This window comes from Niastella koreensis GR20-10 (genome assembly GCF_000246855.1).
GTDB lineage: Bacteria > Bacteroidota > Bacteroidia > Chitinophagales > Chitinophagaceae > Niastella > Niastella koreensis.
On the sequence record NC_016609.1, the window covers coordinates 8,611,885 to 8,634,024 of the forward strand.

Below are 22,140 nucleotides of genomic sequence, written 5' to 3' on the forward strand. Positions count from 1 at the left end.
AAAAAACTATATGAAGAAAGTATATGTCATAGATGCGGTAAGAACACCTATTGGAAAATATGGTGGCGCATTAAGTACCATACGCCCCGACGATCTGCTGGCCCATGTAATTAAATCAGTATTGCAACGCAATGCCTCCATTGATGTGAATGCGATTGAGGATGTGATTGCCGGCGATGCCAACCAGGCCGGGGAAGATAACCGGAACGTGGCCCGCATGGCGGCCCTGCTGGCTGGTTTACCTGTTACCGTACCCGGTAATACCGTTAACCGGCTATGCGCCTCTGGCTTACAGGCCATCCAGGATGCCGCCCGCGCCATTATGTGTGGCGATGGCGACCTGCTGATTGCCGGCGGGGTAGAAAGTATGACCCGAGCCCCCTTTGTTCAGTTGAAATCATCTGGCGCCTGGAACCGTACACCCGAAGTGGTGGACTCTACCATCGGCTGGCGCTTTCCCAATAAAAAACTCACCGATAAATACTACCCGTACTCCATGGGCGAAACTGCCGAGAATGTGGCCAAACAATGGAAAATAGGCCGGCAGGCCCAGGACGAATTTGCCCTGGCCAGCCAGGAGAAATATTTTGCCGCCCTGGAAAAAGGCAGGTGGAAAAATGAAATAAGCGGCGTGGAGATCTTTGGTGGAAAGGATGAAAAGATCTTCCTCGAAAAAGACGAACCACCACGTTCTACATCCATGGAAAAACTGTCTGGTCTTCGTGCTGCCTTTATAAAAGATGGAACCGTTACGGCTGGTAATTCATCGGGCATCAACGATGGTGCTGCCGCCATGCTGCTGGCCAGTGAAGAAGCGGTACAGAAATACAACCTGCAACCGTTGGCCCGAATTGTTTCGATGGCTGTTGCTGGTGTTGACCCGGCCATTATGGGTATTGGTCCTGTACCTGCTACCCAAAAAGCATTAAAACGTGCTGGGCTTACGGTAAACGACCTCGATCTGATAGAGCTGAATGAGGCGTTTGCAGCGCAATCACTTGCCTGTATGCACGACCTGCAACTGGACCCCGCCAAAGTAAACGTGAACGGTGGTTCTATTGCCATTGGCCACCCACTGGGTTGCAGTGGCGTACGTATTTCCGCTACCCTGCTGCATGAAATGAAAAGACGGGGAAGCAAATATGGACTGGCTACCATGTGCGTTGGAGTAGGGCAGGGCGCTGCTGTTATTTATGAAGGTGTTTAGTAAATAGAAATAATATTATAAATTCTTTATGCAGGAAACGGTTCTCAGTACGCTTATCTATAAATACAACCCCTATGCGCGCTTCCTGGTGGTGTTGTATATAGTAAGCATGTTGGTCCTCTGCCTGTTTATCTGCGACATAATACCGCTGTACATCATGTGGACGGCCTTATGCATTTGGGCTATTCCATTGGTGTACGCGGGTATTTCAAAAAAGACGGTGTTTAATTTCCGGTGTATCGATAGCCGCCTGTTAACGTTATCCCCCTCAGCTATTAAAGTAGGAAAGGAACGATATCCTGTAAAGGATACCAGCATAGAGTTGCATATAAATGCCTACGATGGGTTTGTTTACCGCATCAGGAAGGAAGGGTTGTTGACACCACAAACCACGCATGGTAACAATAATATGTTACTGTTTACTTACAAAGGAGTTACTTATGATAATGAGTTTCATTTAAGTAACTACGGCAGTTATACTACACTTTACAAGCTGGTAGGTCAATGGCAGGCTGCCGGAGTTCGGATTACTGTTAAAGAAAACTTTACGCGGGAATTTGTAACCAGGCAGTATGAAAAGATGAACCGCCCCAAAAGAAAGTATTGATCAGAAAGATAAGTATCATTAGTTTGCAGGTTCAATTGATACTATGACCTTACAAACTGCTTTATTCCAACTGGAGAAACACCTGCAGGAAGTTCCGCAACATTTCAACCAGTTCTCACCCGAAGTTTTATTGAACAAACCCGCCCCGGGCAAATGGTCGAAACAGGAAATCCTGGGCCATTTAATTGATTCGGCCATCAATAACCTGAAGCGGTTTACCGATACGCAATATTTCCCCCAGCCTTACACGGTAATAAGATATCAGCAGGACGACCTGGTTATTATTAACCGCTACCAGCAATTGCCATTGGAGTACCTGTTGCAATTGTGGAGCATACTGAATAAGCAAATAGTCAATATTATCAGCACCATTCCTGCTGAGAAGTTGCCCTATACCGTTATCATTCCGTCCGGGGACTCAAAGACCCTCGAATAGCTGGCGATCGATTATGTGGAGCACATGGAACATCACCTGAAGCAGATATTCGGGTAGCCTGTTACACCAGTTTATACAACAACTTCTTCACCATCCGGTAATTGGTCAACAGCGACAAGCCAATCAGGAATACGGCGGTTGATAATACACCCCAGTGCAGGAAGGACGACAGCTCGGGCCGGTCGAACATGGCAAAATGATGAAAGGCCCATTGCATGCCTTCGGTAAGCGCCAGGGCAGCCAGCACTACCAATACGTACACCGGAATAAATTGTTTGGAGACATTTTTACTGAGCCAGTTGGGGGAGTAACCCATCATCAACAGCAACTGCAGATTGTCTTTACTGCGGGCGATCATCAATTGCAGGTAGAAAGAAAATAACATCAGCGCGAGGATCACCACCAGCAAACCAAAAATGCCCAGTCCGCTGAAGATGCCCTGCAGCACCTGCTTTACGCGGCCGAATTTTGTTTTATCCTTGTTTACCTTATAATTCTTTTGTTGCAGGTAATTTAAAAAATCAGGGTTGTTGGCGTCTTTGGTTTTTATATACAGGCGGGAGGCCTTTACATCGGTAGTATTTCCAAATTTGTTATTGGCCCACTCGAGGAAGTTTTTGGGAACAATAATCGAATTCACGCGATCGCTCAATGCTACAATAGAGCCGCGGAAAGTTTGCTTCTCTCCATTTTGTCCATAACAGGTAATGAATACTACTACCTGCGAAGCGGTCTCCGCCGATAATTGCGGTAACCCATAACCGGGTGCAAACACGTTGTATATTTCCAGGAAGTCGGAAGAGAAGACAATGGGGATGTAATCCTGTCCCTCCTTCCAGGTGAAGTTGGGGGGAACCGTGTCGATAAAGTTATTGTCCAGCGACTCCAGGAACATATCGGTGCTGAAGGGAATGATATCACCGGCGCTTAACTGTACGCGGAAGCGGTTGGCGGTGAGGGGCGATACCCCTTCTATAAAAGGTTTGTTGGCAATGTCTTTAATATCGTTGGCGTTGAACAGGTTCTTCTCCAACTGCCCCATGGTTTCATTGGTAATGGTTTTGGAGATGGAAATAAAGTCAGAACCTTCTTTACGCTGGCTGTCGCCACCTAACAGCTGTTGTATGTTGATGTACATTTGAATAGAACACAACAACAACAATACACCAATGCCTAAACCAATATAGGAGAACCAGCGGGAGCCGGTGTTGGTGCCTGTTTGCAATAAGGAGCGAATGGGTTTAAATGATACTACTGCCACGGGTAATGATTACAAATGAAAAATTCGGGTGTACGGGAACCAGTCGATGCGTTCCAGGTCGGCAAAGATGATAGCCGCATTGCGCAATTTGGCTTCTTCGAGCATCAATTGCATGGCGTTCTGCGAGTTCTTATCATCCAGGTGACTGAAAGGCTCATCGAGCAACAGGAAATCGAAGGGCTGCATCAGCGCGCGGATGATGGCCACGCGTTGCTGTTCACCATAGCTACAGATGCGGCTTTTGGAAGTCAGCTTGTTGCCAATGCCCAGCCGTTCCGCCATCTCCCTGATCTTTTCTGCGGGATGAAAAGGATTGAGTTGCCGTTTCAATTCAATATTCTCCTGTACCGATTGCTCGGGAAACAGGCGCAGGTCCTGGAACACAATGCTCACATGGTCTTTGCGGTAACCGGCGAAATCTTCGGGCGTATAATTCCTGAGGTTGGCGGAGTTGTATACGATGTTGCCATTATACTCATTGCGCATGCCGTATAAAAAATGCATGAACGAGGTTTTACCACTGCCTGAAGGCGCCACGATCTTGATATACTCGCCTTTGGTAAAGGTGAGGTCCTGGCGCCAGATCCCGGACTGGGTGCGATGGTTTTCATCGAAATAAACAGGTAACACCTGTTGTAATTGGAGTTGCATGCTGCGAAATAATTACTTAATCATGAAACAAGCCTGCTCCTGGGTGTTGTTCCGGTGAGCAGGCTTGTTCAATATTTAAATATAATGCTATTTACTGATGTAATACTGGTTCAAGCGCTGCAAGGCCTTCTGATGCAGGATCGGTATACCTAACGTGTGCATCAGTGTGATTGCGTCTGGGACCTGTTATTTTAGCCATTGAATCCAGGTAGGTGTTGAGCAGTTTCAGGCTATTGGTGCTTTTATCAACCAGGTTTATCTCCATCTCACCTACAAAAGCATCGTCTTTTTGACCATCGCTATACATGTACACGTCCTGCCACATGTTGGTTGACAGGTCCATGGTGGCTTTAGAAACGCTGTCGGTAGTGGAGGGAGCCATTGTTTTAATTATGCCCTGGAGATCGATGTAACCACCAAATGATTTACCGGCAAGGCGGCTAGTAAAGGCGAAGTTATTGTTGCCGCCGCTTAAAAATGCATTCACCTGCTCAGGAGAATTGCCGGCTGCAAACCAGTCATTGTTCAATTGGAAATGAACATTATTGGTGATGGGCTGCAATTCCTGTGATTTTTTCTGCAGAATGCTGAACAGTTTGTCGAAAGAAGGCTTTTCGTTAACCGAACTAGCAAAAAGAATATTTACCGGCAGGATATCCTGCTCAATGGCCGGAGACCCGTCTGGATTGATGCCGGGGGTAGTTTTCCCTTTGATCTTTAGATCGCTTACAGCCAGCAACACATCGCCCTTGGTAGCTTTTACAAACTCTGCCGTGCTGTAGCCTTCGCTGCCCAGGAAACCGTTCACCATACCATCTACACCCATCATTTTAAGCAGGTCTATAAAGCCCTGTGGCTGGTATTTGAATGCAAATACAGCTACTACATTTTTTGATGGAATGCGGTTGATCATATCGGCGCTTATTTTGCCGCCGCCATTCTTTTCCATCAGGGCTTTTAACTCCTTATTGACGAAAGCCTTTGTTTTAAAGGTGATCTTTCCATTTGCGAAGTTCAGCGCGGCGCCATATGCATTTCCTTCAAACAGGCTGTTCATTTTAAGCAACGACATCATGCCACCCAGGCTGTTATAATATTGTTCAGCGTTTACCCAGTAATGGATATCGCCCGGTTCCTTCATTACAGAAACAAAACGCTCATCGCTGACCAGGTTGTTTTTTGAAGGCAGATCGAACAACTCCATAGCGAATTTTTGTAAGCTGTCTGTTGTAAAAGAGAACGGTTCGTAGCCGGAGGCGTTAGAGTTGAAACGGTTAGCAAGCGAACCCATGGGCACGTCGGAAATGAAAACAAAACGGCTTTTTGTCCAGGCCACCAGGCTTTTGAGACCGGTGTTCAACACGCTTACATCACCTGACTTAACCACCTTACCGCCTTTGTTAGCGTTGGTAGCAAAGGTTTCAAAAGCAGCAGCATCCTTAATGCCACCTTCAACGGCCATATAGCCACCCTGGTTCTGTTTCTTTACAAATAGGCCCAGGTCGCTCTGTATATCAACGCCCGAAGTGGCGGGGTCCTGCAAGGTTTTCTTTACAAACGAATCGGTTTCAGTAGTGTAGGCTTCTTTGAACCATTCGTTTTGCTGAATTTCCTGCCAGCTTAATTTTGAGGTAAGCGACTTCACATTAACATGTAATGCAAAGGCGGCATCTCTGGGAATGGCTAAACCTGATTTATCGCTGTGGCTACAGGATACGATACTGGTAAGGGTTACTGCAAGCAGTAAAAATGTTAGTAAGTGACGTTGCATATCATCGTTTTGTTTTAAATAGGAGCTCAAATAAACAATTTATTGCTTAGGTCTGCAAGCGGTACGGTTTGCTGGACCCCGGTTTTTAAATTTTTGACAACACCTGTATTATTTTGTATTTCCGTACTGCCAATAATTACAATAAATCCGATATTTTTCTTTTCTGCATATTTAAACTGCTTGTCCATTTTTGCCGATTCGTGGTACAATTCGCAGCGAACCCCCTGTTTACGAAGTAATTGCATAGTATTGAACGCTTTACTGCTTTCTTCGGCGCCCAAATTAAAGAACAGCACCTGGGTGCCGGTGTACACGTCTTCGGGGAATAGGTTCAATTCTTCCATAACATCGTAAATTCGGTCAACCCCAAAGCTGATGCCTACGCCAGGGATATTGGGTACGCCAAACAGGCCGGTAAGGTCGTCGTAGCGACCGCCGCCGCCGATGCTGCCCATTTTAACGCTGGCTGGAGCCTTAGCCTCGAAAATAATGCCGGTATAGTAGTTCAGACCGCGGGCAAGGGTAAAATCGATAACCAGATTGGCTGTGGTTGAATTTGAGCAAACCGTCTTTAACTCTTGAATCCCTTCAACACCCGACGGATAATTGCCGACCAAGGGTATTATTTGCATTATTTTTTCTTCATTGCTCCCTGAAATGTTTAAATATTTTTCAATGATCGTAACCTGTTCCTCATTCAACTCTCTTTGGAACAGTTCTTCTTTTACTTTATCCAGTCCAATTTTGTCAAGTTTATCAATGGCGATGGTAATGTCGATCATTTTCTCAGCGCCTCCACAGGATTCGGCAAGTGCAGTCAGGATTTTGCGACTATTAATACGCAGTTCGTAGCCGGTTAAACCCAGTTGTGAGAAAACATCATGGTAAATATTGGTCAATTCAACTTCGTTCAGTAGTTGTTTGCTACCTACCACATCAGCATCACATTGATAAAATTCCCGGTAACGACCTTTTTGTGGTCTGTCTGCCCGCCATACCGGTTGGATCTGGTAGCGTTTGAACGGAAAGGTAAGCTGCCCATGGTTCATGGCCACGTAGCGGGCAAACGGGATGGTGAGGTCATATTTTAAAGCCCGTTCCGTGATGCCTTTTATATTTTTTCCTTCCAGCACTTTTTCAAAATCTTCCCGTAGCTGTTGGTGTTTGGCGGTATTATCGAGGCCATTATTTAGAATTCTGAAGATCAGTTTATCGCCTTCTTCACCGTACTTACCCATAAGGGTTTCCATGTTTTCCATGGCCGGGGTTTCCAGCGGTTGAAAGCCGTACAATTCAAATACGCTGCGGATGGTATTAAAAATAAATTGCCGTTTGCGAACTACCTCCGGTCCGAAGTCTCTTGTTCCCGCAGGTATTGATGGTTTGTTAGACATTTTATAGTTCTCTGAATTTTTGGTCTCGTAATTGTTAAATGTTGAATATCCAATATTGGATGTTGAAATCAATACCCCTGTCTTTCTTACTTCGACATTGGAGATTCATCATTCATTATTCGATATTTCTCTATAATCTTATCACATGCCTGATCGATCATGGCGTACACTTCGTGATAGCCTGGTTCGGTTCCGTACCAGGGATCGGGCACATCCCTATTTTTACCGGGATGCAGTTCGTTCATCAACAGTTCTACTTTGGCGGCATCGAAATCCTTGCGGGCAATGCGTTGCATTTCCGCCACCACATCTTCGGCCATGGCGTATATTTTATCGAACTGTTTAAAATCGGCAGCGGTGAACCGGCGTGCGCGTTGATGGCTGATGTCGATACCATTTAATAAGGCCACTTTTTGCGAAAGGCGATGCGGTTGTTCTCCCACATGATAGCCATTGGTGCCGGCGCTGTCGATGGTCCATGTCAATCCTTCCTGTTGCGCTTTGTGTTGCAGGATGCCTTCAGCCAGGGGGCTTCTGCAAATGTTACCAAGGCAAACCATTAAAATTTTCATAGTCGGCAAAGATAACTCATAGTTTCTGGTTGTTGGCAGATCGCAGAGGCTGAATAAGTTGCAACAAAATTGCTGAGTTTGGGCCATTTTATGGAAATACCTTCATTTTGCATCTCATTTTTGAATAAAGTCATTAACCCTGGGATTTTCGTAACATGATTATTTCTTATCTTGCCCGGACCCTAAATATGCACAAATGGAAGAGGATTTTGACGACAAAAAGCAAAGGGATTATGTTAACAGGCGATCTATAATGGACCTTGGTATGGGGATCATTTACACCGGAATGGGTTTGTTGATGGTGTTTGCGGCAAAAGTGGGATTGGACGCTGTTTTCTCTGAACCATTTAACTACATTTTCGGTGGAATATGTTTGTTGTATGGTGGGTTCAGAATATACCGGGGCATAAGAAGAAACTATTACCGGTAAGTAATTTTACTAACGCCTGCTGTAAACGACAGGGGCATAGTGATCGCAATTGACAAACAATACTGGCTTGAACCGGATTAAATTTTCATTAAACAAGATGGGTTTAATGCTGTTTTGCCAGGCTTTGATAAACCAAGAAGATATAAAGATGAAATGGACAGGGCACGCTCGACAGGTATTCCTGGGATTAGCAGGGTTCATTGGAATAAACATGATCTTAACTGCATGTCAATCCCCTAAAGGCCCCATAAAAGCCCAGGAAACCACCACCAGTGGTACCATCCACATCAGTGTGGATGAAAGTTTCAAGCCGGTGATCGACTCTCAGATCGAAGTATTTGAATCGCAACATTCCGAAGCTCACATTATAGTGCATTACAAGCCGGAGGCGGAATGCCTGCGCGATCTGAATGTTGACAGTATTCGCATGGTTATTGTAACAAGAGGGTTGAGTGACGCTGAAGAGGCTACACTTTCCAATAAGTTACAATTTAAGCCCACTTATGGTACCATTGCTTATGACGCTATTGCGGTGATCATTAACAATGAGGCAAAGGATTCCCTGTTCACCATGCAGGACATTCGTTCCATTGCAAAAGGCACCAGCAATTACAAATATAAAATGTTGCTGGATGGAAAATCTGCCACCAGCACCGTTCGGTATGTTGTAGATTCGCTGTTAAAGGGTGGGGCGCTGAGCGACAATATTGTGGCTGCGGCAAACACCCAGGGTGTAATTGATTATGTTTCTAAAAATCAGGACGCTATCGGTTTACTGGGCGTAAGCTGGATCGGCAATAAAGACGATACCACCCAGCTGAGTTTCCTGAAAAAGGTTAAAATTGCAAAGATCGAGGCGAAGGATGGTTCCTATGTTCGTCCGGTTCAATATAATATAGCCTATGACATCTATCCGATGATTCGACCGCTGTATTATATTTTAAAGGAAAATTATGACGGACTTGGCAACGGATTTGCAAACTTTCTTATCTACGAAAAAGGGCAGAAGATATTTAATCGGGCATATTTATTGCCTGCGAGAATGCATCTGGAGACCAGGAACGTACAGATAAGCAAATAAACTAAATCACGGATTCCTAATACATTATAAATCACTTAAAAAAATAGCGACTTACAATGAGCAAGCGATTCATCAGTTTTGTAACCATGGTTGTACTGGGTAGCAACGTGCTATTTGCCCAGAGTGTGGAGCAGGGGCGGAAGTTCTTATATTACGAACGGTACAAAAGCGCCAGAGAGAATTTTGAGAAATTACTGGCTGCGAATCCGAATAACATCGACGCAACATACTGGCTGGGGCAAACCATGCTTGAGCAAAAAGATACAGTAGGTGCAAAAAACCTGTATCAAAAAGCACTGCAAACAAATGGCAATGCCCCCCTTATTCTGGTAGGCATGGGCGAAATGGAACTGCGCGAAGGCAAAACCAACGATGCCCGCCAGCGTTTTGAAACCGCCATCTCTTTAACCAAAGGAAAAGATGTAGAGGTTTTTAACGCCATTGGCCGTGCGAATGTGGACGCTAAAGCTGGTGATGCCACTTACGCCATTGAAAAGCTGAACCAGGCAACACAGGTAAAAGGATTCAATAGTGCCGAGACTTATATCATTTTGGGCGATGCTTACCGCAAACAAATTGATGGTGGAAATGCCATCCAGTCTTACAATAAGGCGCTTGCGCTCGATCCTAAAATGGCCGCTGCCAAGCATAAGATCGGTAAAATATACCTGACGCAAAAGAATACCGAACTGTTCCTGCAGAACTTCGATGAAGCTTTAAAGCTCGATCCCGCTTATGCGCCTACTTATTATGAATTATTCTACTATTGGTACTTTAAAGATGTAAACAAAGCTGCTCCTTACCTGGAAAGCTTTGCTGCCAATACCGATCAGGGACCTGATTTAGAGTATACTAAAACCGACTTCCTGTTTGCCTCCGGCAAATTTGCTGAAGCCAGAGATAAAGCAAAAAGCCTGATTACCCAGTACGGCGCTAAAGTAGCTCCCCGTATGTACAAACAGGTAGCTTACGCCTGCGATACCCTGAAGGACCTTTCCTGCGCTAATCAATACATGGCCGACTACTTCGCCAAACAAAATCCCGATGATGTGGTATCTGCCGACTACGAGGAGCTGGCCAACCTGAACCTGCAAACTCCAGGACAGGAAGCCCAGGCTTTTGTAAACCTGCAAAAAGCGGTTGATAAAGACACAGTTGTAGATAATAAGGTGAAATACATCAATAAAGCAGCTGCCCTGGCTAAAAAACTGGGCGACCGTAAACAGGAAGCCAACTGGCTGGGTGTGGCGTATAATCTGAAAGCCAATCCAACCCAAACCGACCTGTATAACTGGGGCATGGCCCACTACCAGGCTGGTAATTATACAACAGCCGACAGCCTTTTCTGTAACGTTTACCAGGGTAAATATCCTGACCAGATCTATGGTTACCTGTGGTGCGCCCGGGCTATTCAGGCTGAGGACACTACCATGATGAACGATAAATTTGCGCCTGCCCAGGAAAAACTGGCTGAAATGGCCATGAAGCTCGATTCTACAAAGTATAAATCACAAGCTATTAATGCATGGGCTGCTTTGACCTCGTATTACAACGACGTTAAAAAAGACCCTAAAACAGCTTTGAGCTATATTGACAAGATCCTGTCTGTTGACCCTGCTAACGCTTTTGCAAACCAGGTAAGAGGAATTTTGCAAAAAGCGGCTACCAAACCAGCCTCGCCAGCGCCTGCACCCAAAAAGTCAGGCAGCGGCAGCACAACCAGCAAATCTGGCACTGCTGCGAAGAAATAGCGGTTAACAAACGGTAAACAAACCAATAATTACATCATATTTAGTCCCTTGTCAGTAAAAACTGACGGGGGATTTTTATTTTAATCCATGATAAAGTTGAAAATATAAAACGCTGTCTTATTTTTGCGCCTAAACCAAAACGGGTTAATCATATGTACCTGTTACAAGTCTCCAATACCGCCGTTGCCCACGATCCCGACAGTTCCTTCTGGTATCTTCCTGTTGCTATTCAATTAATTTTCGCAATCATCTTTGTTGCTGGTATGATGGGGGTTACCCACTGGCTGGGGCCCAAACGTAATACTTCCGACAAGCTGGAAACTTTTGCCAGTGGTATTAAAAGTCATGGCGACGCCCGTCAGCCCATGGCCATTAAATACTTCCTGGTGGCGATCTTATTTGTATTGTTCGATGTGGAAGTGATCTTTTTCTATCCCTATGCCGTAAACTTTAAAGCATTAGGCTGGAGTGGCTTTGGCGCTGTATTAATGTTCGTTGCATTTTTTCTCTGTGGCTTTATATACATTATCAAGAAAGGAGCGTTAAAGTGGGAAGACTAAACCAATTAGCTAATGTGATAATTTGCTAATGTGATAATGCTTTTGCGCGGCCAGGGGTTCTTTTTGAAAGCAGACGCTAATGTTTTTTTAATCTGGAGCGCAGAAACTTACAAGGTTGTGAGTTGTTGTTTTAAAGGAAGCATTATAAATTATCAAATTAGCTAATTATCAAATTATCAAATTAGATTATGGCACGTCCTGTTCAATATAATATTTACGGTCAAACCGATGTGAAACTGGTTAAGGAAGGTCCCGAAGGATATATGGGCGAAGGTTTCTTTGGCACCAGCCTCGATAAAGTGGTTGGCCTGGCCCGTAAGAACTCTATCTGGCCTTTACCTTTTGCTACCTCCTGTTGTGGAATTGAATTTATGGCTACTATGGGATCGCACTACGATCTGGCCCGCTTTGGTTCAGAGCGCGTAGGTTTTTCACCCCGCCAGTGCGACCTGTTGATGGTGATGGGCACCATTGCCAAAAAAATGGCGCCCGTTGTAAAACAGGTATATTTGCAGATGGCAGAACCCCGTTGGGTACTGGCCATGGGTGCCTGCGCCAGCAGTGGCGGCATCTTCGATACCTACAGCGTATTGCAGGGTATCGACCAGATCATTCCTGTAGATGTATACATTCCTGGTTGTCCTCCCCGGCCTGAAGCAGTTATTGATGGTATTATGAAAATTCAGGACCTGATAGGAAAAGAAAGCTTACGCAGACGGAATAGCGATAAGTATAAACAATTAATGGAGAGCTACGGCATTCAATAAACAGACATGGCTTTAACGAACGAATATATCAAACAGCGGTTAACTGAAAAGTTTGGCGATCAGGTTCAAAACTTTCAGGAGCCTTATGGAATGCTCACTTTTGAAGCGCCCAGGGAGTTAAATCTGAAAGTACTTCAATACTTATATGATGAGGATGCACTGGCTTTCCGGTTTATGACCGATTTGCAGGCAGTTCACTATCCCGATAATAAAGGACGTGAGCTGGCGGTAGTATATCACCTGCACAGCCTGACTGAAAATGTGCGCATCCGGTTTAAAGTGTTCACCGATATTCAGACGCCAGATGTTTTCAGCGCCACCGCGCTGTTTTCTGCGGCTAACTGGATGGAAAGAGAAACTTATGATTTTTACGGAGTGAACTTTGTAGGCCATCCCAATCTGAAACGGATCCTGAACGTGGATGAAATGGATTATTTCCCCATGCGCAAGGAGTTTCCGCTGGAAGAACAAACCCGCGTTGATAAGGACGATGATATGTTTGGACGTTAATCACGAATTTAATTTATGAGCGATCATCATATAAAATTACCCGAAGGCTCCATTGAGAAGCAGACCACAACCCTTAATCTGGGGCCTACTCACCCGGCTACGCATGGTGTATTCCAGAACATCCTTGAACTGGATGGCGAACGCATCATCTCTGCCGAACAAACCGTAGGTTATATTCACCGTGCGTTTGAAAAGATAGCGGAGCGCAGACCGTTGTATCAGATCACCCCGCTTACCGACAGGTTAAACTATTGCTCAGCACCCATCAACAACATGGGCTGGCACCTGACCTGCGAAAAGCTGCTGGGTGTTAAAACACCCAAACGGGTCGATTACCTGCGCATCATCATCATGGAACTGGCGCGTATCTCCGATCACCTCATTTGTAACTCAATTGTAGGGGTTGATACCGGTGCTTATACGGGCTTTTTGTATGTGATGCAATACCGCGAACTTATTTACGAAATATACGAGGAAGTATGCGGTTCCCGCCTTACCACCAACATTGGCCGTATTGGCGGTTTTGAAAGAAATTTCACCAACACTGCCTTTGAGAAGATCGAGAAATTCCTGCAGGAATATCCCAAAGTATTAAAGGAATTTGAGAACCTGTTCACGCGTAACCGCATCTTCATGGAACGCACCATTGGCTGTGGACCTATCAGTGCCGAAAGAGCGCTGAACTATGGTTTTACCGGGCCAAACCTGCGCGCTGCAGGCGTTGATTACGATGTTCGGGTGCACACTCCATACAGCAGCTACGAAGATTTTAATTTTGAAATACCTGTTGGTACTACCGGTGACTGTTACGATCGTTACCTGGTTCGTAACGGGGAAATGTGGCAATCCCTGAGCATCATCGAGCAGGCCATGCGTAAACTAAGAGAGTTCAAAGGAAAAGATGCCGAGATCTTCCACGCCGATGTACCGGAATATTATTTGCCCGAGAAGAAGGATGTATACACCAAGATGGAAGCGCTGATCTGGCACTTCAAGATCATCATGGGAGAGATCGATATACCTGCCGGTGAAGTATACCAGAGTGTAGAAGGCGGCAATGGCGAATTAGGCTATTACCTGATCACAGATGGTGGACGTACCCCTTACCGGTTACACTTCCGTCGTCCGTGCTTTATATATTACCAGGCATATGAAGAACTGACAAAGGGTTCCATGCTGAGTGATGCGATCATTGTAATGAGTAGCCTGAACCTGATTGCAGGTGAAATGGATGCGTAAAAACAATGAGATAATTTGATAATTAGCTAATGTGATAATGGAAAACAAAAGCCGGGTTGGTAATTAGCTAATGAATTAATAAACATAAATTTTGTAATAACAGTGGCTCAATTTTCTGCGGAGAAATTAACTAAGGTAAACGAGATCATTGCACGCTATCCTGCCGGAAAGCAGAAAAGCGCCCTGATACCAATATTGCATATAGCACAGGAAGAATTTGGTGGCTGGTTGAGTTCAGAAACCATGGATTATGTGGCTTCCTTACTCAATCTTGAACCAATTGAGGTGTATGAAGTAGCTACGTTTTATTCCATGTACAACCTGAAACCGGTAGGTAAATACGTTTTTGAAGTATGCCAAACCGGTCCGTGTATGTTGAATGGCAGCGACGACATTATTGAATATATAAAGAACAAGCTGGGCATTAAAGTAGGAGAGACAACCGCTGATGGGTTGTTCACTTTGAAAACAGTTGAATGCCTGGGCGCCTGTGGCTATGCACCCATGATGCAATTGGGCAAACATTACCGCGAGCACCTGACCAAAGAGAAGATCGACGCGATCATTACAGAGTGTGAGAGAAACGCTGTGACGAATAATTAAAAAACCTGACAGCATAATTGCTGAAAGACATATAGAATGGGAAGAAAACTATTATTAGAAAAAGCGCATGTTCCGGGTATCCGCAGTTACGATGTTTACCGTCGTGAAGGCGGATATCGCAGTGTTGAAAAAGCGCTCAAGACCATGAGTCCCGACCAGGTAACCGAAGAAGTAAAGAAGAGTGGTTTGCGCGGCCGCGGTGGCGCGGGTTTCCCTGCGGGTATGAAATGGAGCTTTCTGGCCAAGCCGGAAGGCGTTCCCCGTTACCTGGTTTGCAATGCCGACGAATCTGAGCCTGGTACTTTCAAAGACCGCTACCTGATGGAATTTATTCCGCATTTGCTGGTAGAAGGTTTGATCGTATCGTCGTATGCGTTAGGTTCAAACAAAACATTTATTTATATCCGCGGCGAATACGCGTGGATTGTTGATATACTGGAACAGGCTATTGCCGAAGCCAAAAACAATGGCTTCCTGGGTAAGAACATCCTGGGCACCGGCTTCGACCTGGAAATTTATGTACAACGCGGGGCCGGCGCTTATATCTGCGGTGAAGAAACAGCTTTGCTGGAATCACTGGAAGGTAAAAGAGGCAACCCCCGCATCAAACCGCCCTTCCCGGCGGTTAAAGGTTTGTGGGACAGCCCAACGGTGGTGAACAACGTGGAAACAATTGCCGCGGTAGTTCCCATCATCAACATCACCGGTGAAGAATACGCCAAGATTGGTGTAGGTAAGTCAACCGGTACCAAGTTGATTTCCGCTTGCGGCAACATCAACAAACCAGGTGTGTATGAAATAGACATGACCATTTCGGTGGAAGAGTTTATATACAGTGATGAATACTGTGGTGGTATTGCCCATGGCAAAAAGCTAAAGGCCTGTATCCCCGGTGGTTCATCCGTTCCCATTCTCCCTGCCAATATGCTGTTGAAAACAGCCAAAGGCGAAAACCGCATGATGAACTATGAAAGTTTATCAGACGGTGGTTTTGCTACCGGTACCATGATGGGTTCGGGTGGTTTTATTGTGCTGGATGAAGACCAGTGCGTGGTTCGTCACACCCTGACGCTGGCGCGTTTTTACCGCCACGAAAGCTGCGGACAATGTTCGCCCTGCCGCGAAGGAACCGGTTGGATGGAAAAGATCCTGAAGAATATCGAGTACGGAAAAGGCAAGAAGAGCGACATCGATCTGTTGTGGGATATTCAACGCAAAATAGAAGGTAATACTATTTGTCCGTTAGGTGATGCTGCGGCCTGGCCGGTAGCTGCTGCCATCCGTCACTTCAGAGATGAGTTTGAATGGCACGTTCAATACCCGAACGCGGCACAGAACAGGAATTATGGCCTGGCGCATTATGCCGATCCGTTGCCGATAGCAAGTGCTCCGAAAGCGTAAGACCGGGGAAACAATTTAAAAATTAAAATCCCCTTTGGGGGTTGATAATATGGCTGAAGAAAAAAAGTTATTTAAGGTAACCATCGATAACATCACCGTTGAGGTGGAACCGGGAACCAGTATCCTGAATGCGGCCCGCATGATCGGTGGGGAAGTAGCGCCGCCGGCTATGTGTTACTATAGCAAACTGAAAGGTAGTGGCGGTAAATGCCGTACCTGTCTGGTAGAAGTATCAGCGGGTTCAACAGCTGATCCGCGCCCGATGCCAAAGCTGGTTGCCAGCTGCCGTACCAATGTAATGGATGGCATGGTGGTAAAGAACATTACCAGCGAACGCGTGCAGGATGCCAGAAAAGGGGTGGTGGAGATGTTATTGATCAATCACCCGCTCGATTGTCCTATCTGCGACCAGGCTGGTGAGTGCCATTTGCAGGACCTGAGCTATGAGCATGGTGCTGAAGCAACCCGTTACGAATTTCCACGCCGTACTTTCGCAAAACATGACCTGGGGCCTTATATTCAACTGCACATGACGCGTTGCATCCTGTGCTATCGTTGTGTATTTACCGCCGACCAGCTTACCAATAAACGCGTGCATGGTGTATTGGACCGTGGCGACCATGCTGAAATTGCCACATTCATTGAGAAATCGCTCGACAACGACTTTATCGGCAACGTAATTGACGTTTGTCCGGTAGGCGCTTTAACCGATAAAACCTTCCGTTTCAAAAACCGCGTATGGTTCCTGAAACCGGAAGATGCACACCGCGATTGCCCCAAGTGTTCCGGTAAAGTAACCCTGTGGTACCGTGGTGATGAAGTGTTCCGTGTAACCGGCCGTAAAGACCAGTGGGGCGAACTGCACGACTGGATCTGTAACGAATGCCGTTTTGAGAAAAAGAAAACAAGTGATTGGGTAATTGACGGACCAGCCAAGATCAGCCATCACTCGGTGATCAGCGCCAACCATTATGTGGGTACCGTTAAACCACACGAAGCCTTACCCGAAGTAATGGGTGGCCGTAATCCGCGCCTGTTGATGGACATTCACGAGGTGAGTGAAGTGAATAAACCGAATATCGATCTGTCGAAGATCCAGGGCCCGGCGCACTCGAACGACTTTAAGAAGAAGGATTAGAACAAAAGTTGACTACATAAATCAATAAAATGCATTCTGCTTTATTAGCTATTGACTTGTTTTTAGTGATTGAGAAACTGGTACTCATCGTAGGCATTGTTTCTATTTCATTGGTAATAGCCATGTATGAAACATATGCCGAACGTAAAGTGGCTGCTTTTATCCAGGACCGCAGAGGCCCTAACCGTGCCGGCCCGTTTGGTATTTTACAACCGCTGGCCGACGGGTTAAAGCTGTTCATGAAAGAGGAGATCATTCCTAACACGTCAAACCGCTTTCTGTTCATTTTGGGTCCCTGCCTGGCAATGATGGCTGCTATGATGACGTCGGCTGTAATTCCCTGGGGCGGCACGCTGAATGTATTGGGCCGCCAGGTAACCCTGCAGATCGCAGATATCAATATTGGCATTTTATACGTGTTTGGTGTAGTGAGCATGGGTGTATATGGTATAATGATCGGAGGCTGGGCTTCCAACAACAAGTTCTCGCTGATGGCTGCCTTGCGCGGCGCCTCACAGGTAATCAGCTATGAACTGCCTATGGGCCTGTCGCTCATCGCATTGCTGATGCTGACCGGTTCTTTAAAAATGAGTGAGATCGTTGGCCAGCAGATGGACAGCGTTTGGAATATTTGTTATCAACCGCTGGGCTTCTTTATATTCCTGGTATGTGCGTTTGCAGAATGTAACCGTACACCTTTCGATTTACCTGAAGCGGAGAATGAATTGAACTTTGGTTACCACCAGGAGTACTCTTCGATGAAACTGGGTTTTTACCTGTTTGCTGAATACATCAACATGTTCATCAGCAGCGTGGTAATGGCAACCCTGTTCTTTGGTGGTTATGATGTTCCTTTCTTCAACGATGCCGCCCATGCCGACTGGGGCAACTGGCTCGTGGCTTTACAGGGCGCTGTATTATTGGCAAAAGTGTGCTTCTTCATATTCCTGTTCATGTGGGTACGCTGGACCATCCCGCGCTTCCGTTATGACCAGTTGATGAACCTGGGCTGGAAAGGATTGATTCCTTTAGCCCTGGTCAATATGATTGCCACCGCAGCTTTCATCCTGTGGAAAAGCAACGGCTATAAGTTTTAATGAGCCGGATTTAATTGGCGCATTGAAAGGAGAAAAAGTACATTTGCGGTTTTAGTAGTGAGAACGCAGTTGAAGATTTAAGTTAACTAATTATAATGCAAGCATTAACAAACAGAGCCAAAGCAGTTGATCGTAAGCCGATGTCACTCGTGGAAAAACTCTATGTAGTGAACATTGCCAAGGGCATGATGATTACTTTAGGCCACTTCTTTAAAAAGAAAGCAACCATCAGTTATCCTGAGGAGAAACGTCCGTTTAGCCCGGTATTTCGTGGATTGCACATCCTGAACCGCGATGAAGAAGGTCGCGAGCGTTGTACTGCCTGTGGTTTGTGTGCATTGGCCTGTCCGGCTGAAGCCATTACCATGGAAGCGGCAGAACGTTTACCAGGAGAAGAGAACCTGTATCGCGAAGAAAAGTATGCCGCCAAATACGAGATCAATATGCTGCGGTGTATTTTCTGCGGGTTGTGTGAAGAGGCCTGTCCGAAAGACGCTGTGTATTTAAGCGAAACCTTTGCGCCTTCCAACTATCAGCGTAAAGGGTTTATATATGGAAAACAGGATCTTTTGATCCCCAGTCCAAAAGAAAATCCCGGCGAATACCAGAAAGCGATCGGTAACCGGAAAGGAAACTAAGAACAGCAAATAACAGAACCAAGCTGCAATGGATATATCACAAATATTATTTTATGCTTTAAGCGCGATGGCGCTCGGTAGCGCCATCATGGTCGTGATAAGCCGGAACCCGGTACACAGTGTATTGTGGCTTATCGTTACCTTCTTTGCCATTTCAGGACACTATATACTGATGAATGCCCAGTTTTTGGGTATTGTAAACCTGATCGTATATGCAGGCGCCATTATGGTACTGTTCCTGTTCGTGATCATGTTAATGAACCTGAATGCCGAAACCGAGCCGCAAAAGAACAAATGGCTGAAGCTGGCCGGGGTGGTAGCAGGCGGTTGTTTGCTGCTGGTAATGGTTGCTGCCTTAAAACAGGCTGAAGTAAAAGGTCAGGTTACGATGCTGGGAACGGGTGATATCGGGTTGATCAAAAATCTGGGTCAGGCCCTGTTCACCGATTATGTTGTACCTTTTGAGATCAGCAGCGTGCTGTTTTTGAGTGCGATGGTGGGAGCTGTGGTTATTGGAAAAAAATAAAAACCGAAGAATATTGAATATTGAATAATAAATGATGAAGTGAATTCAACTTCGACGTTCGACATTCAATATTTGACATTCGATATTAATAGAGATCTATGTTAATCGAAAGATATATCTACCTGGCTATTGCCCTTTTCTGTATCGGCATTGTAGGGGTGCTTGCCCGCCGGAATGCCATCATCATTTTCATGTGCATTGAGCTGATGTTGAATGCCGTGAACCTGTTGCTGGTTGCGTTTTCAAAAATGCATTATGCGGCTGGCGTGGCCAAAAACGCTACGGCCGGTATAGATGGTCAGTTGTTCGTATTCTTTATCATGGTAGTGGCGGCGGCTGAAGTAAGCGTGGGCCTGGCCATTATTGTAATGATGTATCGCAATACGCATTCGGTAGATGTTAATTTTTTAAACAGGTTAAAACACTAATAAGGCTAAACGCTGAACGCCGAAGGCTTTGTCCGAATGTTGAACAGTTTGAGATTATTCGGAGAGCGCCCATTGCGGGAAGGTGCGTTAAGCCTTGAGCCTTAAGCTTAAATTGTATGAACGTGTTACACTTAGTTTGGTTGGTTCCCTTTTTTCCACTGGTTGGTTTTCTGATCAATGGTTTGCTCAGAAAACAACTTTCCAAATCGTTGATCAGTATTATTGGCAGCGGTATGGTATTGGCCTCGTTTGTTGTAAGTGTGCTGCTTTTTACCGAGGTAAAAAACGGGAACACCTATGTAGCCAACCTGTTTGATTTTATCAGCTACGGTACTTTATCAATTCCCTTCGCTTTTCAAATAGACCAGCTGTCGTCGCTCTTTTTGCTGATCATTACCGGTGTAGGTTTTCTGATACATGTGTATTCAGCTGCCTATATGCATGAAGAAAGAGAGGAGCACTATGGCCGGTATTTTGCTTACCTCAACCTGTTCGTGTTCTCCATGTTGTTGCTCGTACTGGGCGCCAACTATGTGATCATGTTCATTGGCTGGGAAGGTGTTGGTTTATGCTCTTACTTACTCATCGGTTACTGGTTCAAGAACGTTGAATATGGTAACGCGGCCAAAAAGGCCTTTATCATGAACCGCATTGGTGACCTGGGTTTTCTGATCGCCATCTTCTGGCTCCTTGCCAAACTGGGCACCGTTACATATACTACAGCCGACGGCGGCGGAGTGTTTGATCTTTATCAAAAATTAACAAAGACTGATATTATCGGTATCACCATGTTACTGTTTGTAGGTGCTACCGGTAAAAGTGCACAGATACCTTTATATACCTGGCTGCCGGATGCGATGGCAGGTCCAACCCCGGTTTCGGCGTTGATCCACGCTGCTACGATGGTAACAGCCGGTATTTATATGATTGCGCGCAGCAACATTTTGTACACTATGGCGCCTCAAACCCAAAGTGTGGTAGCGGCGGTTGGTTTGGCTACTGCATTATTTGCGGCTACGATTGCCATCAAACAAAACGATATTAAAAAAGTACTGGCTTACAGTACGGTGAGCCAGTTAGGTTATATGTTCCTGGGTTTAGGTGTGGGCGCTTACACCGGGGCCGTGTTCCATGTAATGACGCACGCCTTCTTTAAAGCCCTGTTGTTCCTGGGTGCAGGTTCGGTAATTCATGCCATGCATCATGAGCAGGATATCCGTAAAATGGGTGGTTTGTCAAAGAAACTGCCTATTACTCATGCTACTTTCCTGGTTGGTTGTATTGCCATTGCCGGTATACCTCCTTTAAGTGGTTTCTTTTCAAAAGACGAAATTTTAGCATTCGCATACGCCAAAGACCCCTTGTATTATTACCTGGGTGTTGCCGGCGCTGCCATGACTGCTTTTTATATGTTCCGTTTGTACTTTACAACGTTCCGGGGTACATTCCGTGGAACCGAAGAGCAAAAGCATCATCTGCATGAAAGTCCTGCTGCCATGACCATTCCTTTGATCGTGCTGGCCATACTGGCTATAGTAGGTGGTTTTATTGGTATTCCCGAATCGATAATGCCAGATGCACACAAACTGGAGCAATTCCTGGACCCAATCTTCCAAAAATCGAATGAGATCAAAATGGCAGCGCTGCCCGATCATCATACCGAGATGTACCTGATGGTTATTTCAGTAGTGCTGGCATTGGTAATGATCACCATTGCATGGGTTAAATACCCCAAAAGACCTGAACTCAACGAGCCTGCAGGTTTTGGAAAAGTACTGGCCGACAAATGGTACATCGATGAATTATACAATTACGCTATAGTAAAGCCATTGCAATGGCTGTCGAGATTCATGAACAACTTCTTTGAGAAGAAAGTAGTGGATGGCATGGTGAATGGTGTTGGCCGTTTGGTGAATTACACCAGCCGTCAGGTGCGCCTGTTGCAAAGTGGTTTGGTGGGCAACTATGTGTTGTTGATGGTGCTGAGTATGCTGGCCTTTTTTGTAGTGAAATTCTTTATTAAGAAATAAGAAGTTAGCAAGTAGAGATAAAATCCATAAATCAGAAATCAA

General features: G+C 45.6%; 23 protein-coding genes. 18 read left to right on the top strand and 5 right to left on the bottom strand.

Features of this window, described 5'->3' with window-relative positions; translation table 11 throughout:
- Window positions 1-10: 10 nt before the first annotated feature.
- From NIAKO_RS34705 to NIAKO_RS34715, 3 genes are read left to right on the top strand one after another with little or no spacing between them, the layout of a single operon-like run.
- Window positions 11-1,207 (top strand): thiolase family protein, encoded by a 1,197-nt coding sequence (locus tag NIAKO_RS34705; RefSeq protein ID WP_014223182.1) that lies wholly within the window; start codon window positions 11-13, stop codon window positions 1,205-1,207.
- A gap of 28 nt (window positions 1,208-1,235) precedes the next feature.
- Complete coding sequence (locus tag NIAKO_RS34710) at window positions 1,236-1,814, top strand: hypothetical protein (RefSeq protein ID WP_014223183.1); 579 nt, start codon at window positions 1,236-1,238, stop codon at window positions 1,812-1,814.
- A gap of 43 nt (window positions 1,815-1,857) precedes the next feature.
- The gene (locus NIAKO_RS34715; RefSeq protein WP_014223184.1) at window positions 1,858-2,250 is read left to right on the top strand and encodes a DinB family protein; all 393 of its coding nucleotides are present in this window, start codon (window positions 1,858-1,860) and stop codon (window positions 2,248-2,250) included.
- Window positions 2,251-2,311: 61 nt separating this feature from the next.
- On the opposite strand, the gene NIAKO_RS34720 is transcribed toward NIAKO_RS34715, so the two are convergent.
- The 5 genes from NIAKO_RS34720 to NIAKO_RS34740 form a co-directional block, all read right to left on the bottom strand.
- Window positions 2,312-3,511: an FtsX-like permease family protein gene (locus NIAKO_RS34720; RefSeq protein ID WP_014223185.1), complete on the bottom strand. Its 1,200-nt coding sequence runs from the start codon at window positions 3,509-3,511 to the stop codon at window positions 2,312-2,314.
- Window positions 3,512-3,520: 9 nt separating this feature from the next.
- On the bottom strand, window positions 3,521-4,162 hold the full coding sequence (locus NIAKO_RS34725; protein ID WP_014223186.1) for an ATP-binding cassette domain-containing protein: 642 nt from the start codon (window positions 4,160-4,162) through the stop codon (window positions 3,521-3,523).
- A 91-nt stretch (window positions 4,163-4,253) separates the two neighbouring features.
- Complete coding sequence (locus tag NIAKO_RS34730; RefSeq protein WP_014223187.1) at window positions 4,254-5,933, bottom strand: DUF4836 family protein; 1,680 nt, start codon at window positions 5,931-5,933, stop codon at window positions 4,254-4,256.
- A 26-nt stretch (window positions 5,934-5,959) separates the two neighbouring features.
- Window positions 5,960-7,327, bottom strand: coding sequence for a histidine--tRNA ligase (hisS, locus tag NIAKO_RS34735; protein ID WP_041347646.1), 1,368 nt, complete (start codon window positions 7,325-7,327; stop codon window positions 5,960-5,962).
- Window positions 7,328-7,413: 86 nt separating this feature from the next.
- Entirely contained in the window at window positions 7,414-7,899 is a 486-nt protein-coding gene (locus tag NIAKO_RS34740) for a low molecular weight protein-tyrosine-phosphatase (RefSeq protein WP_041347648.1), read from the bottom strand.
- Between the two features lie 196 nt (window positions 7,900-8,095).
- Here NIAKO_RS34740 and NIAKO_RS34745 point away from each other — a divergent pair, with 196 nt between their 5' ends.
- The 15 genes from NIAKO_RS34745 to nuoL all read left to right on the top strand — a co-directional run bounded on the left by NIAKO_RS34745 (window position 8,096) and on the right by nuoL (window position 22,098).
- Window positions 8,096-8,329 (top strand): hypothetical protein, encoded by a 234-nt coding sequence (locus NIAKO_RS34745; protein ID WP_014223190.1) that lies wholly within the window; start codon window positions 8,096-8,098, stop codon window positions 8,327-8,329.
- Between the two features lie 148 nt (window positions 8,330-8,477).
- The gene (locus NIAKO_RS34750) at window positions 8,478-9,410 is read left to right on the top strand and encodes a PstS family phosphate ABC transporter substrate-binding protein (protein ID WP_063721412.1); all 933 of its coding nucleotides are present in this window, start codon (window positions 8,478-8,480) and stop codon (window positions 9,408-9,410) included.
- A 56-nt stretch (window positions 9,411-9,466) separates the two neighbouring features.
- The gene (locus tag NIAKO_RS34755; protein WP_014223192.1) at window positions 9,467-11,161 is read left to right on the top strand and encodes a tetratricopeptide repeat protein; all 1,695 of its coding nucleotides are present in this window, start codon (window positions 9,467-9,469) and stop codon (window positions 11,159-11,161) included.
- Between the two features lie 152 nt (window positions 11,162-11,313).
- Window positions 11,314-11,721 carry an NADH-quinone oxidoreductase subunit A gene (locus NIAKO_RS34760; RefSeq protein WP_014223193.1) on the top strand — a complete coding sequence of 136 codons (408 nt, stop codon included), beginning with the start codon at window positions 11,314-11,316 and terminating at the stop codon, window positions 11,719-11,721.
- 188 nt (window positions 11,722-11,909) lie between these two features.
- Window positions 11,910-12,488, top strand: a complete 579-nt coding sequence (locus NIAKO_RS34765) for an NADH-quinone oxidoreductase subunit B (RefSeq protein ID WP_014223195.1) — start codon at window positions 11,910-11,912, stop codon at window positions 12,486-12,488.
- 6 nt (window positions 12,489-12,494) lie between these two features.
- Window positions 12,495-12,998: an NADH-quinone oxidoreductase subunit C gene (locus NIAKO_RS34770; RefSeq protein WP_014223196.1), complete on the top strand. Its 504-nt coding sequence runs from the start codon at window positions 12,495-12,497 to the stop codon at window positions 12,996-12,998.
- Window positions 12,999-13,013: 15 nt separating this feature from the next.
- Window positions 13,014-14,237 (top strand): NADH-quinone oxidoreductase subunit D, encoded by a 1,224-nt coding sequence (locus tag NIAKO_RS34775; RefSeq protein ID WP_014223197.1) that lies wholly within the window; start codon window positions 13,014-13,016, stop codon window positions 14,235-14,237.
- Between the two features lie 102 nt (window positions 14,238-14,339).
- Window positions 14,340-14,840 (top strand): NADH-quinone oxidoreductase subunit NuoE family protein, encoded by a 501-nt coding sequence (locus NIAKO_RS34780; RefSeq protein ID WP_014223198.1) that lies wholly within the window; start codon window positions 14,340-14,342, stop codon window positions 14,838-14,840.
- Window positions 14,841-14,876: 36 nt separating this feature from the next.
- A complete protein-coding gene (gene nuoF, locus NIAKO_RS34785) occupies window positions 14,877-16,241 on the top strand; it encodes an NADH-quinone oxidoreductase subunit NuoF (RefSeq protein ID WP_014223199.1) in 1,365 nt (454 codons plus the stop codon).
- 49 nt (window positions 16,242-16,290) lie between these two features.
- The gene (locus NIAKO_RS34790; protein ID WP_041347651.1) at window positions 16,291-17,379 is read left to right on the top strand and encodes an NADH-quinone oxidoreductase subunit G; all 1,089 of its coding nucleotides are present in this window, start codon (window positions 16,291-16,293) and stop codon (window positions 17,377-17,379) included.
- Window positions 17,380-17,408: 29 nt separating this feature from the next.
- A complete protein-coding gene (nuoH, locus tag NIAKO_RS34795; protein ID WP_014223201.1) occupies window positions 17,409-18,476 on the top strand; it encodes an NADH-quinone oxidoreductase subunit NuoH in 1,068 nt (355 codons plus the stop codon).
- Between the two features lie 95 nt (window positions 18,477-18,571).
- Complete coding sequence (gene nuoI / locus NIAKO_RS34800; protein ID WP_014223202.1) at window positions 18,572-19,114, top strand: NADH-quinone oxidoreductase subunit NuoI; 543 nt, start codon at window positions 18,572-18,574, stop codon at window positions 19,112-19,114.
- Between the two features lie 28 nt (window positions 19,115-19,142).
- Entirely contained in the window at window positions 19,143-19,640 is a 498-nt protein-coding gene (locus NIAKO_RS34805; RefSeq protein WP_014223203.1) for an NADH-quinone oxidoreductase subunit J family protein, read from the top strand.
- Window positions 19,641-19,738: 98 nt separating this feature from the next.
- Entirely contained in the window at window positions 19,739-20,068 is a 330-nt protein-coding gene (gene nuoK / locus NIAKO_RS34810; RefSeq protein WP_014223204.1) for an NADH-quinone oxidoreductase subunit NuoK, read from the top strand.
- A gap of 116 nt (window positions 20,069-20,184) precedes the next feature.
- Window positions 20,185-22,098 (top strand): NADH-quinone oxidoreductase subunit L, encoded by a 1,914-nt coding sequence (nuoL, locus tag NIAKO_RS34815; RefSeq protein ID WP_014223205.1) that lies wholly within the window; start codon window positions 20,185-20,187, stop codon window positions 22,096-22,098.
- Window positions 22,099-22,140 lie beyond the last annotated feature (42 nt).

Bases quoted from the DNA above. Each gene is read 5' to 3' on its own strand.
- NIAKO_RS34705 (WP_014223182.1), top strand. From the start codon at position 11: ATGAAGAAAGTATATGTCATAGATGCGGTAAGAACACCTATTGGAAAA.
- NIAKO_RS34710 (WP_014223183.1), top strand. From the start codon at position 1,236: ATGCAGGAAACGGTTCTCAGTACGCTTATCTATAAATACAACCCCTAT.
- NIAKO_RS34715 (WP_014223184.1), top strand. From the start codon at position 1,858: ATGACCTTACAAACTGCTTTATTCCAACTGGAGAAACACCTGCAGGAA.
- NIAKO_RS34725 (WP_014223186.1), bottom strand. From the start codon at position 4,162: ATGCAACTCCAATTACAACAGGTGTTACCTGTTTATTTCGATGAAAAC.
- NIAKO_RS34730 (WP_014223187.1), bottom strand. From the start codon at position 5,933: ATGCAACGTCACTTACTAACATTTTTACTGCTTGCAGTAACCCTTACC.
- hisS (WP_041347646.1), bottom strand. From the start codon at position 7,327: ATGTCTAACAAACCATCAATACCTGCGGGAACAAGAGACTTCGGACCG.
- NIAKO_RS34740 (WP_041347648.1), bottom strand. From the start codon at position 7,899: ATGAAAATTTTAATGGTTTGCCTTGGTAACATTTGCAGAAGCCCCCTG.
- NIAKO_RS34745 (WP_014223190.1), top strand. From the start codon at position 8,096: ATGGAAGAGGATTTTGACGACAAAAAGCAAAGGGATTATGTTAACAGG.
- NIAKO_RS34750 (WP_063721412.1), top strand. From the start codon at position 8,478: ATGAAATGGACAGGGCACGCTCGACAGGTATTCCTGGGATTAGCAGGG.
- NIAKO_RS34755 (WP_014223192.1), top strand. From the start codon at position 9,467: ATGAGCAAGCGATTCATCAGTTTTGTAACCATGGTTGTACTGGGTAGC.
- NIAKO_RS34760 (WP_014223193.1), top strand. From the start codon at position 11,314: ATGTACCTGTTACAAGTCTCCAATACCGCCGTTGCCCACGATCCCGAC.
- NIAKO_RS34765 (WP_014223195.1), top strand. From the start codon at position 11,910: ATGGCACGTCCTGTTCAATATAATATTTACGGTCAAACCGATGTGAAA.
- NIAKO_RS34770 (WP_014223196.1), top strand. From the start codon at position 12,495: ATGGCTTTAACGAACGAATATATCAAACAGCGGTTAACTGAAAAGTTT.
- NIAKO_RS34775 (WP_014223197.1), top strand. From the start codon at position 13,014: ATGAGCGATCATCATATAAAATTACCCGAAGGCTCCATTGAGAAGCAG.
- nuoF (WP_014223199.1), top strand. From the start codon at position 14,877: ATGGGAAGAAAACTATTATTAGAAAAAGCGCATGTTCCGGGTATCCGC.
- NIAKO_RS34790 (WP_041347651.1), top strand. From the start codon at position 16,291: ATGGCTGAAGAAAAAAAGTTATTTAAGGTAACCATCGATAACATCACC.
- nuoH (WP_014223201.1), top strand. From the start codon at position 17,409: ATGCATTCTGCTTTATTAGCTATTGACTTGTTTTTAGTGATTGAGAAA.
- nuoI (WP_014223202.1), top strand. From the start codon at position 18,572: ATGCAAGCATTAACAAACAGAGCCAAAGCAGTTGATCGTAAGCCGATG.
- NIAKO_RS34805 (WP_014223203.1), top strand. From the start codon at position 19,143: ATGGATATATCACAAATATTATTTTATGCTTTAAGCGCGATGGCGCTC.
- nuoK (WP_014223204.1), top strand. From the start codon at position 19,739: ATGTTAATCGAAAGATATATCTACCTGGCTATTGCCCTTTTCTGTATC.
- nuoL (WP_014223205.1), top strand. From the start codon at position 20,185: ATGAACGTGTTACACTTAGTTTGGTTGGTTCCCTTTTTTCCACTGGTT.